Genomic DNA, 13155 nt, shown 5'->3' with positions numbered 1-13155 from the left:
CGCTCTGGCCCAATACAATTAAAATTGCAGTTTGTGTTAATGTAACGCCGTCTTTAACAGGAGTCTATATGCCAAAGGTTACTCGTTCAGCATTAGTTTCATTTAGTGCCGACCAGATGTTTAGCTTGGTCAATGATGTTGCTCGTTATCCTGAGTTTTTGCCAGGGTGTTCTGGTTCTCGTGTGATCGAATCTTCAGATTCCGCTATGGTGGCTTCGGTTGATGTTTCTAAAGCCGGTATCAGCAAAACATTTACAACGTCTAACCGCTTAGCGGATGGCGCTGAGATCTTGATGGAGCTGGTGGACGGCCCGTTCAAGAAACTGCAAGGCGGTTGGTATTTTACCCCGTTGGATGATCAGGCCTGTAAGGTCGAGCTTAAGTTAGAGTTTGAATTCTCTAGCCGAATGATTGAAATGGCATTTGGTAAGATTTTCAATGAGCTAACGACCAACATGGTGAGCGCATTTACTCAACGAGCGAAACAGGTTTACTAAACCATGACTATTGAATCAGATATGATCCACGTAGAAGTTGTGTTTGCACTTCCGCATGAACAGCGTGTGTTTACTTTGGTTGTGAACAAGAACGCGACCGTTGAAGAGATTATTGCGCAGTCTGGTGTTTTGGAACTGTACCCAGAGATCGACTTAGCGAAAAACAAGGTTGGCGTGTTCAGTCGCAACGTTAAGCTAGATGCAACGGTTCGTGATAAAGACCGAATTGAAATTTATCGAGCACTGCTGGCTGATCCAAAAGAGATTCGCCGTAAACGTGCCGAACAAGCAAAAGCCGCTGCTGCTAAGTAGCATGGCAAAACGGATTAAATTCACAGAGAGCTCGCCAAATCGGCGAGCTTTTTTGTGTCCGTGAGTGAGATTCGGCAGGTTAATTTGTAAGCAAATATTAAAAAGCCTGCTCACTGAGCAGGCTTTTGAGATTCTTGCTTTGTCTACGGGTAGCTTTATCAGCTGAGAGCTTGTCTATTGAAAGCTAGCGAAGGCTTTCGAAGAACTCATCACTGGCTTCAAAATCACCGTTGATCGTAACTAGGGTGCCAGTAGCATCAAAGTTCACGACGAGGTTTTTCTGAATCGGGTCTTCATGACCTTTTTGGTGGTGGTAAATGTAGTACCACGTATCTGGGTAGCCATTTTCGATAAGCATAGGTGAGCCCATAACGTAACGAACTTGTGTTTTTGTCATGCCAAACTTAAGCTGGTCGACAGCTTCTTGTTCAACATAGTTACCCTGATTGATGTCAATTCGATAAACCAACTTCTCTAGTAGAGAGCAACCGGTCAACATTGTTAGTGCAAGTGGAACTGCAACTAACCACTTTTTAATTCGCATAGTTTGAGATCTTTCTTCGCTAAAATACTGCCTGATAATAAACAAGCTCCAGCAAGAAGTAAAAAGCTCCTTGCGCTTTGAGCTTGTTATGACTGGCAATTTTGAATTTAGTTGCAAAATTGCCAATATTTTTCGTTAAATTATCAGAAAGTTGCTGAATATTTAATCTAAGCGGCGACTAATAACTCTTTTGCGTTGGCAAGGGTCGACTCGGTGATTTGGCTGCCACCAAGCAGTCGAGCCAGCTCTGAAACGCGTTGTTGCTCATCAAGTGTGTGCATTTGAGTTTCGGTTTTACCTGATTTCGTGTTCTTTGCCACAAACAGCTGTTGGTGACCGCAACCGGCAACTTGAGGTAGGTGAGTCACACACATTACCTGTGTAGATTCGCCCAGCTTACGCAGCATCTTGCCGACTACAGCAGCGGTTGGGCCACTGATACCCACATCCACTTCATCGAAAATCAGGCTTGGTGTATCGACTTTTTGCGCGGTGATCACCTGAATCGCTAATGAAATACGTGATAGCTCACCACCAGACGCCACTTTAGCGATTGGTTGCATCGGCTGGCCTGGGTTGGTAGACACAATAAAGGTCACGTTATCCATACCCAATGGTGATGGGTGAGTGTTGGTGTTGTTTACTTCAATCGCAAACTGCGCTTTTTCCATGCTCAGTTCATGCATGCTTTGCGTGATCAGCTTGTTTAGCTCTTTCGCGTAACGAACGCGAGATTTATGCAGCTTCTCAGATTTTGCTACGAATGATTGGTATTGGTTTTCAACGTCATTCGCTAGCTCTTCAAGCTTTTCATCAGAGCAATCCAGCGCTTCAACTTGTTGTAGCAAGTCTTGGTGGTGTTTGTACAGCTCTTCAGGCAATACGTGGTGTTTACGCGCCATCGACATCACTTTAGAGAAACGCTCTTCAACGTAAGCCATGCGAGCAGGGTCTACGTCGATGCTATCAAGGTAGTATCTTAGCTCGCTGTTGGTCTCTTCAATCTGAATAATGGCTTCAGAAAGTAGGTTTGGTAATTCAGCAAGTCGCTCATCTAATTCTGCTAGTTGAATTAGGGAGTGATTGGCCGATTGCAGAATACCAAGCGCATTAACTTCTTCACCTTCGTAAATAAGCTCGATAGCTTGCTGGCAGGTTGAGGCCAATTCTCCGCTATTGGCGAGGCGCTTATGCTCTTGTTCGAGCTCTTCATATTCTTCCTCCCCAATAGATAACTCGTTTAACTCTTTGATTTGGTATTCAAGAAGCTGTTTTTGAGCTTGGTTTTGTTGGCTGTTTTCACGTAACTCTTTTAGGTGGTTGTCTGCTTGGCGCCAAGTTTGATAAGCGTTACGTGTCGATTTCAATAGGTTTAAATGGCCCGCGTATTGGTCAAGCATTGCCATTTGGTAGTCGCTTTTCATCAGCTGGTGATGCGCGTGCTGGCCATGAATGTTGATCAGCAGTTGTCCTAGTGATTTCAATTGTGAAAGAGGAACTGGACTACCGTTAATGAATGCACGAGAGCGACCTTCTTTAGAGATGGTTCTGCGCAGGATGCATTCCGTGCCGTCTAGAAGTTCGTTATCTTCTAACCAGCGAGTTGCGTGCAGATTGTTCTCAAGTAAAAAAGCAGCACTGACTTCGGTTTTTTCTTCACCTTGTCTAACCATTCCTGCATCGGATCTCCCTCCAAGACACAAACCCAAAGCATCGATTGCAATAGATTTACCCGCACCAGTTTCCCCGGTGATTGTTGTCATGCCTTTAGAAAGTTCTAGCTGTAAAGACTTAACAATAGCGAAATTATTAACACTTAAATGAGCCAGCATTTTTATTTACCTGTATAACTGAACAATACTGTATATAAGCTCAGTATATACTGTTTCTTTATACAGTAAAGTCGACAGGTGAAAATTTTTTGTGAGTTCGATCAAATCAAACTTCGTTTGTAGGTGCCTGATATTGATGTCTATTTGCGAAAAGAGATTCCAGACACCTCGTCCCTCGGTTCTGGAATGACGGTTGGGGTGAGGTTTACTGTTCGTAGTTGTCATTCCCTATCGCGATGGAGGAGTGTAGTAGGGAATCTGTTTTTTTATTTTTTCGGTAGATGAGATTCCAGACATCTCGTCCCTCGATTCTGGAATGACGGTTCGGGTGAGGCTTATTGTTCGTAGTCGTCATTCCCTAGAGCGACGAAGGAGCGTGGTAGGGAATCTGTTTTTTTGATTTTTCTGTCGATGAGATTCCAGACACCTCGTTCCTCGGTTCTGGAATGACAGTTAGGTTGAGGTTTATTGTTCGTAGTTGTCATTCTCTAAAGCGACGAAGGAGCGTGGTAGGGAATCTGTTTTTTTATTTGTTTCGATAGATGAGGTTCCTGGCATCTCGTTCCTCGGTTCTGGAATGATGGTTCGGGTGAGGCTTATTGTTCGTAGTCGTCATTCCCTAGAGCGACGAAGGAGCGTGGTAGGGAATCTGTTTTTTTATTTGTTTCGATAGATGAGGTTCCTGGTATCTCGTTCCTCGGTTCTGGAATGACAGTTAGGTTGAGGTTTATTGTTCGTAGTCGTCATTCCCTAGAGCGACGAAGGAGCGTGGTAGGGAATCTGTTTAAGGTTGCTTAATACTTATCTCGCACTCTTGAGAATCAAATGTTTGCTAGCTTCAGGAAAAACGAACAAGAATGTCTATGAAACAACCTGCCGTTTATATCATGACTAATCGCGCTAATTCAGTTCTTTATGTCGGTGTTACTGGCAACCTCAAGCGAAGGATCTGGTTACATAAAACAGGAGAAGTTGATGGATTTACTAAGAAGTACAATGTCCATAAGTTAGTTTATTTTGAGGTTTTTGAAGACTTCAGAGCTGCAATTGAAAGAGAAAAGCAGTTAAAGAGGTGGAATCGAACTTGGAAAGATAATTTGATCAATAAGCGGAATCCAAGTCGACGTGACCTCTACGATGAACTGTCATGAGATTCCAGACACCTCGTCCCTCAGTTCTGGAATGACGGAGCAGTTGAGAGTAATTGTTCATTGCCGTCATTCCCTATAGCGACGAAGGAGCGTAGTAGGGAATCTCTTTGGTAATAAAAAAGCTGACGAATATCGTCAGCCTTTGAAATTTTCGGTTGTTACTAGTGCCGTTGAGTTAGAACAGCTTACTCGACCAGCCTAGCTTGTTACGTAGAACATGGTAGTAGTTGTAGTCTTTCGGGTGGATCAGCTTGAGCACATTTGGGCTTTGGTAAATGTGGATCTCGTCGCCAGGTGAAACAGGTAGCGAGATTTGCCCATCGCAGCTGACTTCTTGAGTGCCGCGGTTATCAGGCGATACGATCAATTTAATATGACGTTTTCCATCGACCACAAGTGGGCGGCTTGAAAGCGTGTGTGGGAACATAGGTACCAAAGAGATGGCATTCAAGCTTGATGACAAAATTGGGCCGCCGCCAGAAAGCGAGTAGGCGGTAGAACCGGTTGGTGTCGACACGATCAAACCATCAGAACGCTGCGAGAAAGCGAAGCTGTCGTCGATGTACACTTCAAACTCGATCATGTGCGCGACTTGACCAGGGTGAAGTACCGCTTCGTTGAGCGCTGCGTTATGGCTTTTGATTTGGCCATGGCGGTGGATCTCTGTTTCAAGTAGGAAGCGTTCTTCTTCCATGAACTCGCCTTTGAGAACATCGGTCAGTGCACTCTGGAAGTTTTCTGGGTTGAGATCGGTCAGGAAGCCAAGGTTTCCTCGGTTCACACCGATTACTGAAATATCGAAACGAGACAAGATTCGAGCGGCGCCGAGCATGTTTCCGTCACCACCGACTACAATGGCGAGATCGGCACGTTTACCTAAGTCGACCAGGCTAGAAAAATGTTCTTTTGGGATATCGTCTAAAATACTGGCGAGTCTGTCATCAACAAACACTTGATAACCCTCAGCACTCAACCACTGATAGAGTTCTCTATGAGTCTGAATTGCTTGCTGATCTCGAGGTTTACCAATAATGGCGATCACTTCAAATGGCTTTTTCATAAGGTTTCCAAACGAATTAGGCTTGAATCAAAATTCTTCATCCCCATAATAAAGGCAAGTTGAACGTCTATGCGAGTGTTTTATATCAATTTGAGGCGCAAACCCGCCTGTCACTTGCATTGGAAACGAATTCTGGAGATATCATGAGCAACGAAGAAAACAAAGTAACCGAAGAAGAACTAGATCAGATCATTGCTGAAGCAGAAAAAGTTGAAGAAGCTGAACTGAACGCAGACGCTGCTGATGAGCAGGAAGCAAAGATTGCTCAACTAGAAGCGGCATTGCTAGCTAGCGAAACTAAAGTGAAAGATCAGCAAGACTCTGTTCTTCGCGCTAAAGCTGAAGTTGAAAATATGCGTCGCCGTAGCGAGCAAGAAATTGATAAAGCGCGTAAATTCGCTTTGAACAAGTTTGCTGAAGGCCTACTGCCTGTTATCGACAACCTTGAGCGTGCAATGCAAGCTGCAGACGCTGAAAACGAAGTGGTTAAGCCACTATACGAAGGTGTTGAGCTAACGCACAAAACATTCGTAGACACAGTTGCTAAGTTTGGTCTTAAAGAGATCAACCCTGAAGGTGAAGTGTTCAACCCTGAATTCCACCAAGCGATGTCTATCCAAGAGAGCCCAGATCACGAATCAAACACGGTTATGTTCGTGATGCAAAAAGGCTACGAGCTAAACGGTCGTGTAGTTCGTCCTGCAATGGTAATGGTTGCTAAGTAATTGAGTGGTGCTTGCATAGTGAAAGGTTCGACTTTTTACTGATCAAGCGAGCTACAGTTACAACATAATTCACTAGTTGATGTGAAATAAGAAGAGAGGTTTATGCCTCTCTTTTTTTGTGCCTGTCATTTGAGAATCCGTGTAAATAGTCCCTCAAAGTGCATTAAGGATGTCGTTCTTTTTATTTCATACAGAACAGCGGTTTAGAGTTTTGTGTTATGAAACTGGTTGTTAATGAGAAAATGTTTTGATGTCACACTTGTGATATTTTTGTAAACAAATGCTTTTAATTGTTATCTTTGTATGTAAAATCCACTGCCATATAGCGATATTACTCGCATATACAACTATAAAAGTACAAATTTTAAACACAACAGACTGGAGAAGAACGATGGATAAATCGCTCTCAAGTAAGATTTTTGTAGGCCTGTTTGTCGGCCTGATTATTGGTACTGCTATTCAGTACCTATTCAGCGGAATCGCTATTTTTGACACTTACCTACTTGGTGCTGCAGAAGGCGCTGGTGGTATGTTCGTATCACTTATCAAGTTGCTAGTAGTGCCTCTTGTATATGTTTCTATTGTTTGCGGTATCGTTGAACTAAAAGATATCCGTTCATTTGGTCGTCTTGGTGGTAAAACCTTTGGTCTTTACATTATTAACACCATCATCGCGATCTCTGCTGCTCTAACGATTGGTCTTATCTTCCAACCTGGTGCGGGTGCAAACCTAGCAGGTACGGTTTCTGAGACGATTGCACTTACAACAACAGAAACACCAGACATCTTCTCTCTTGTTGTGAACATTGTTCCTAGCAACCCAGTACAAGCATTCGCAAGCGGCGACATGCTACAAATCATCTTCATGGCGATTCTGACTGGTCTTGCTATTCAAGCGCTTGATTCTCGTGGTGGCCCAGCTATCAAGACGTTCAAGATGGCTAACGAAATCATGATGAAGCTTATCGGCCTAGTAATGAGCCTAGCGCCATACGGTGTATTCGCTCTTATGATTCAACTAGGTGCGACACTAGATGCAAACACGCTAATGTCAGTAGCTGGCTACGTAGCGCTTGTTGTTGCAATGCTTGTGTTCTGGATCTTCTTCTTCTACCCAATGATGGTGGGTTCATTCACTGGTATTTCTCCAAAGCAGTTCCTACGTGCAACTCGTGAGCAAGTTCTATTCTCACTATCTACTGCAAGTTCGAATGCAACAATCCCAGTAACAATGCGCACTCTTACTGACAAGCTAAACGTATCTAAGTCAGTAGCGGGCTTCGGTGTACCACTAGGTGCAACAATGAACATGTCTGGTGTATCTATCTACATCGCACTAGCAACTATGTTCGTAGCAAACGCATTTGGTCAGCCAATCAACACTGCTGATATCTTTACTCTAGGTCTAACTATCCTGCTACTGTCTATCGGTGCTGGTGGTGTTCCTGGTGGCGGTGTTGTGATGGTCGGTGTTCTATTGCACCAACTAGGTTTACCGCCAGAAGGTCTAGCGATTGTTGCTGCTGTTGACCGTATCTGTGACATGTTCTGTACTTCTTCAAACGTAGTGGGTGACACAGCGGTAAACACTATCGTTGCTAAATCTGAAAACGAAATTGGCGTTGAAGCTAACGAAGAAGCTGAGCTACAAAAAGCAGAAGCTTAATTCTTAATTAAGACTTGATAAGTAGGGGCTGTTGACCTTTCGTGGTTAAGTTTTGTTCGAGATGAAATCGTTTTAGGCGCGGCGAAGAGTATGTAGCCTAGTCATTCTAAGCAAATATTCTTTAACAAAGCATAAAACGATTTTAGCCGAACCCTTCGGGCAGCCCTTGTGGTTCATTTCTACTGCGTTATCGGCTTTTCATGTAGGCCAGCTACACGTTAAAGCCTCTTCCTTGTATAAATTTCCCACAAGATGCTGCAAAACCCAGCTCGAAAGGTCAACAGTCCCTGAAGCCCCGCTCAACCAGAGCGGGGCTTTTTTATTTCTGCTGATCGGTGCTTTGGGCCATCTGATGGTGGGTCAAAAAAGGGGGCTGTGTTGGTGCGAAGTCTCATTTTTTCTTTTTACTCGCGCTGAATGGGTCATCAGTTTTCAATATTTAATATAGATCACATATAATAATACAATATTATTATATTGTTCTGGCAACCTACATTATGACGACATAAAGGAAATCAAATAATGAAGTTGTCTTACCTTAGCCTACTAACTGCTAGCCTCTTAGCGGCTCCCGCTCTTGCTTCTAATCACGATATTGGTCAGCAGTTCAATCTTGATCCAGCAAAAGCGCCAGCACAAAACTTCGATTTATCTAAATGGAAAATTAACCTACCTGAGCTAACAACAGAAGGCTCTAGAAAAGGCAAAACATTGGAGATCGGTAAGCAGGAATTGTCGAATGTAGACACGCCTTACGTTCATCCTAAATGGTTCTACACTGATGCAGAATCTGGCGCGATGGTATTTGTGGCTCCGAATACAGCACCAACGACACCAAACAGTAAGAATACGCGTAGTGAGCTAAGAGCGATGCTGGCAGACAGCTACTCGGCGCCGAGCAACAACTTCGCGATTTCAAGCCATAAGAACGCAGAAGAGTTTGGTTCTATCGGTGGCCAAATGACGGCAACACTTTCTGTTGATCAGGTGAGTACCAGCGGTAGCTACAAAAAAACAGGTGCATTCTCGGTAGTGATTGGCCAAATCCATGGTTCAGACAATGAGCCCCTGAAAATTGTTTACCGCAAATTGCCAGAGCATGAGCATGGTTCGTTAACGTGGAACTATGAACTCAATCCGCCGAAAGAGATGAAAGATGCGAAGGATGAAAACGGAAATAAACTTCGTAAAGACATTCGCCATGATGTATTTGGTCAATACAATCTGAAAAAAGGCAGCTCTGATCCTACTGATGGTATCAAGCTAGGTGAGGTGTTCTCATACGATGTGAATATCAAAGATAACATCATGCACTTAACCTTTACTAAGAATCCAAACTCAGCCGATCCTATTGTGAAGACATATGATGTTGATTTGGCAAAGGGTAAATATCAGGGGCATGATATCGACCTTGGTTATGGACAAGACTGGATGTACTTCAAGGCGGGCGCATACAATCAATGCAACACTAAGAAATCGAGTTCTGCCTGTGAATGGCGTGGTATGGAAGCGGGAGATTACACTCAAGCGAGCTTCTACCAGTTAGTGCTCAACCAATAACATGGCTGAATCAGAAATCATTTGAACAATATTTAACTGATTAATATCTATTTGAAAAAGACCTTCTACATGAAGGTCTTTTTTTATGGCATTTGGAATAGGGTTGAGGTTTCAATATGGTGGCAAATGCGAGAGTTTCTCAACACCGGAGCCTTAATTGGCAAGGGATCGGTCACTTTTTACCTTTATGTAAAAAGATACGGGAAAAAATAGATTTTTTTTACTTATTCCCTTGAAAACCAGTTTGCAGCCCTTATCTATGGTGCATACGAAAGCAAATTGTATTTGCACTTTAATTTTGTGTATTAGGGTTGAATCTCTAATTACCACCCCCACATCAGTGGGTATAGCAAAAACTTAATAGAATATATTTCGGAGATAGCCTGATGGGTAAAATCATTGGTATTGATTTAGGTACTACTAACTCTTGTGTTGCTGTTCTTGACGGCGACAAACCACGCGTAATCGAAAATGCTGAAGGCGAACGCACAACAGCATCAGTAATCGCATACACTGAAGGCGAAACGCTAGTTGGTCAACCTGCAAAACGTCAAGCTGTTACTAACCCTCAAAACACACTGTTCGCTATCAAGCGTCTAATCGGTCGTCGTTTTGAAGATGAAGAAGTTCAACGCGATATCGAAATCATGCCTTTCAACATTGTTAAGGCTGACAACGGTGATGCATGGGTAGAAGCGCAAGGCCAAAAAATGGCTGCTCCTCAAGTATCTGCTGAAGTTCTTAAGAAAATGAAGAAAACAGCTGAAGACTTCCTAGGCGAAGAAGTAACTGGCGCAGTTGTAACTGTTCCTGCTTACTTCAACGATGCTCAACGTCAAGCAACTAAAGATGCTGGCCGTATCGCTGGTCTAGATGTTAAACGTATCATCAACGAACCAACTGCTGCTGCTCTAGCTTACGGTCTAGACAAGCAAGGTGGTGATCGCACTATCGCTGTATACGACCTTGGTGGTGGTACATTCGATATCTCTATCATCGAAATCGATGAAGTAGAAGGCGAGAAGACTTTCGAAGTTCTTTCAACTAACGGTGACACTCACCTTGGTGGTGAAGATTTCGATAACCGCATGATCAACTACCTAGTAGATGAGTTCAAGAAAGAGCAAGGTATCGACCTTAAAGCTGACCCACTAGCAATGCAGCGTGTTAAAGAAGCAGCAGAAAAAGCGAAAATCGAGCTTTCTTCTACTACTCAAACTGACGTAAACCTACCTTACGTTACTGCTGATGCGACTGGTCCTAAGCACATGAACATCAAAGTGACTCGTGCGAAGCTTGAGTCTCTAGTTGAAGACCTAGTACAACGTTCTCTTGAGCCTCTAAAAGTTGCTCTAGCGGATGCTGACCTATCTGTAGGCGAAATCACTGACGTTATCCTAGTTGGTGGTCAAACTCGTATGCCTATGGTTCAAGCTAAAGTATCTGAGTTCTTCGGTAAAGAGCCACGTAAAGACGTGAACCCTGACGAAGCAGTAGCAATGGGTGCTGCAGTTCAAGGTGGTGTACTAGCTGGTGACGTTAAAGACGTACTACTTCTAGACGTTACTCCTCTATCTTTCGGTATCGAAACGATGGGCGGCGTAATGACTAAGCTAATCGAGAAAAACACAACTATCCCAACAAAAGCGGATCAAGTGTTCTCTACAGCTGAAGACAACCAAAGCGCGGTAACTATCCACGTACTACAAGGTGAGCGTAAGCAAGCGACTTACAACAAGTCTCTTGGTCAGTTCAACCTAGAAGGTATCCAACCAGCACCACGTGGCATGCCACAAATCGAAGTAACTTTCGACCTAGATGCTGACGGTATCCTAAACGTATCTGCGAAAGATAAAGCGACGGGTAAAGAGCAGAAGATCACTATCCAAGCATCAGGCGGTCTGTCTGAGGAAGAGATCGAAGCAATGGTACAAGAAGCAGAAGCTAACAAAGAAGCGGACAAGAAGTTCGAAGAGCTAGTAACTGCACGTAACCAAGCTGACCAAATGATTCACGGTACTAAGAAGCAAGTAGAAGAAGCTGGTGAAGCTCTACCTGCAGACGAGAAAGAGAAGATCGAAGCAGCTATCGCGGCACTAGAAGAAGTTAAGTCTGGTAACGACAAAGAAGCTATCGACGCTAAAGTTCAAGAACTTATGCAAGCAGCTCAGAAGCTAATGGAAATCGCTCAACAACAAGCTCAAGCACAGCAAGCTGGCGCTGAAGCGGGTGAGCAACCTAAGCAAGACGACGACGTGGTAGACGCTGAGTTCGAAGAAGTTAAAGACGACAAAAAATAATTTCGTCGCAGATAGCCTGATTTCGTTGTCGGAAGTGCTCACCTACTAGCGTAGGCTGCGCGCTTCCTTCTAGAACTCAAGCTATCTGCTTAGAAATTTGTCTCGAAGACTTATTAATACGGGCGTCAGAGGTAACTCTCACGCCCGTAAATTTGTATTTAGACTTGTCGATCTAGATAATAGCTTTATTCGGTGATTCAGCCGGCAGAACTTTTATCTAGATTGATACACAGACTACTGAAGTTACTTTTCGGTAGTAGCAATTATTTTGGTGACCTAGAACATGTCAAAACGTGATTTTTACGAAGTATTAGGCGTAAGCCGCGATGCATCAGAGCGCGATATTAAAAAAGCGTACAAGCGCTTAGCTATGAAATTCCACCCGGACCGTAACCAGGGTGATGAGAGCGCAGCGGACAAATTTAAAGAAGTAAAAGTAGCGTACGAGATCCTAACCGATCCTCAAAAGAAAGCAGCTTATGACCAATATGGTCACGCAGCTTTTGAACAAGGCGGCATGGGTGGCGGCGGCGGTTTCGGCGGCGGTCAAGGTGACTTCGGTGATATCTTCGGTGACGTATTTGGCGACATCTTCGGCGGTGGTCGTCGTGGTGGTGGTCAACAACGTGCACAACGTGGTTCAGACCTACGTTACAACATGGAACTGACTCTTGAAGAAGCGGTTCGTGGTGTATCAAAAGAGATTGAAGTACCAACACTGGTTGAATGTGACACTTGTGATGGTAGCGGCGCGAAGAAAGGCTCTTCTGCGCAAACTTGTGGCACTTGTCATGGCCACGGCCAAGTACAAATGCGTCAAGGTTTCTTCGCGGTTCAACAGACTTGTCCTACTTGTAACGGTAAAGGCAAGATCATCAAAGACCCATGTAACTCTTGTCACGGTCAAGGCCGTAAGCAGAAGACGAAAACACTTAATGTTAAGATCCCTGCTGGTGTTGATACTGGCGACCGTATTCGTTTATCTGGCGAAGGTGAAGCGGGAGAGCAAGGTGCTCCAGCTGGCGACTTATACGTACAAGTTCACGTAAAAGAGCACAACATCTTCGAACGTGACGGTAACAACCTTTACTGCGAAGTACCAGTAAGCTTCTCTATGGCTGCTCTAGGCGGTGAAGTTGAAGTTCCAACACTGGATGGTCGTGTAAACCTTAAGGTGCCAGAAGAGACACAAACGGGCCGTATGTTCCGTATGCGTGGCAAAGGCGTGAAAGGCGTTCGTGGCGGCGGTGTGGGTGACCTAATCGTTAAGCTAGTGGTTGAGACTCCAGTTAAGCTAAGCTCTCGTCAGAAAGAACTTCTACGTGAGTTTGAAGAGACATGTGGCGGCGAAGCGGCAAGCAAGCACAAGCCTAAGTCTGAAGGTTTCTTCAGCGGCGTTAAAAACTTCTTCGATGACCTAACTAAGTAATTAGGTTATTGAACTCTTAAGTTATTGATACTTTAACTTAAGGACGAAAATAGAAAGCCTGCTCATGTAGCAGGCTTTT

General features: G+C 44.1%; 11 protein-coding genes. 8 read left to right on the top strand and 3 right to left on the bottom strand.

The window, feature by feature from the left end; translation table 11 throughout:
* The first annotated feature begins 68 nt into the window (after positions 1 to 68).
* Positions 69 to 497 carry an SRPBCC family protein gene (locus OH460_RS17285; RefSeq protein WP_008223363.1) on the top strand — a complete coding sequence of 143 codons (429 nt, stop codon included), beginning with the start codon at positions 69 to 71 and terminating at the stop codon, positions 495 to 497.
* Positions 498 to 500: 3 nt separating this feature from the next.
* Positions 501 to 809 (top strand): RnfH family protein, encoded by a 309-nt coding sequence (locus tag OH460_RS17280; RefSeq protein WP_004737569.1) that lies wholly within the window; start codon positions 501 to 503, stop codon positions 807 to 809.
* A 184-nt stretch (positions 810 to 993) separates the two neighbouring features.
* On the opposite strand, the gene bamE is transcribed toward OH460_RS17280, so the two are convergent.
* Positions 994 to 1353 (bottom strand): outer membrane protein assembly factor BamE, encoded by a 360-nt coding sequence (gene bamE, locus OH460_RS17275; protein WP_004735159.1) that lies wholly within the window; start codon positions 1351 to 1353, stop codon positions 994 to 996.
* A 167-nt stretch (positions 1354 to 1520) separates the two neighbouring features.
* The gene (gene recN / locus OH460_RS17270) at positions 1521 to 3185 is read right to left on the bottom strand and encodes a DNA repair protein RecN (RefSeq protein WP_269998977.1); all 1665 of its coding nucleotides are present in this window, start codon (positions 3183 to 3185) and stop codon (positions 1521 to 1523) included.
* Between the two features lie 857 nt (positions 3186 to 4042).
* Between recN and OH460_RS17265 the strand changes: the two genes are divergently transcribed.
* The gene (locus tag OH460_RS17265; protein WP_443088685.1) at positions 4043 to 4336 is read left to right on the top strand and encodes a GIY-YIG nuclease family protein; all 294 of its coding nucleotides are present in this window, start codon (positions 4043 to 4045) and stop codon (positions 4334 to 4336) included.
* A 175-nt stretch (positions 4337 to 4511) separates the two neighbouring features.
* Here OH460_RS17265 and nadK read toward each other — a convergent pair whose 3' ends face one another.
* A complete protein-coding gene (gene nadK, locus OH460_RS17260) occupies positions 4512 to 5396 on the bottom strand; it encodes an NAD(+) kinase (RefSeq protein WP_004737572.1) in 885 nt (294 codons plus the stop codon).
* 143 nt (positions 5397 to 5539) lie between these two features.
* Between nadK and grpE the strand changes: the two genes are divergently transcribed.
* The 5 genes from grpE (at position 5540) to dnaJ (ending at position 13076) form a co-directional block, all read left to right on the top strand.
* The gene (grpE, locus tag OH460_RS17255) at positions 5540 to 6121 is read left to right on the top strand and encodes a nucleotide exchange factor GrpE (RefSeq protein WP_061033259.1); all 582 of its coding nucleotides are present in this window, start codon (positions 5540 to 5542) and stop codon (positions 6119 to 6121) included.
* 391 nt (positions 6122 to 6512) lie between these two features.
* Positions 6513 to 7787: a dicarboxylate/amino acid:cation symporter gene (locus OH460_RS17250; protein ID WP_239937928.1), complete on the top strand. Its 1275-nt coding sequence runs from the start codon at positions 6513 to 6515 to the stop codon at positions 7785 to 7787.
* Positions 7788 to 8309: 522 nt separating this feature from the next.
* On the top strand, positions 8310 to 9347 hold the full coding sequence (locus tag OH460_RS17245; protein WP_269998975.1) for a polysaccharide lyase family 7 protein: 1038 nt from the start codon (positions 8310 to 8312) through the stop codon (positions 9345 to 9347).
* Positions 9348 to 9733: 386 nt separating this feature from the next.
* Positions 9734 to 11647, top strand: coding sequence for a molecular chaperone DnaK (gene dnaK, locus OH460_RS17240; protein WP_061033258.1), 1914 nt, complete (start codon positions 9734 to 9736; stop codon positions 11645 to 11647).
* A 283-nt stretch (positions 11648 to 11930) separates the two neighbouring features.
* Positions 11931 to 13076 carry a molecular chaperone DnaJ gene (gene dnaJ / locus OH460_RS17235; protein ID WP_008224495.1) on the top strand — a complete coding sequence of 382 codons (1146 nt, stop codon included), beginning with the start codon at positions 11931 to 11933 and terminating at the stop codon, positions 13074 to 13076.
* Positions 13077 to 13155: the final 79 nt, after the last annotated feature.

Origin of the sequence: Vibrio sp. Makdt (assembly GCF_027587015.1) — a bacterium.
Lineage (GTDB): Bacteria > Pseudomonadota > Gammaproteobacteria > Enterobacterales > Vibrionaceae > Vibrio > Vibrio chagasii_B.
The sequence above is the reverse complement of the archived record's forward strand: the minus strand, read 5'-3'. Positions and strand labels throughout refer to the sequence as shown.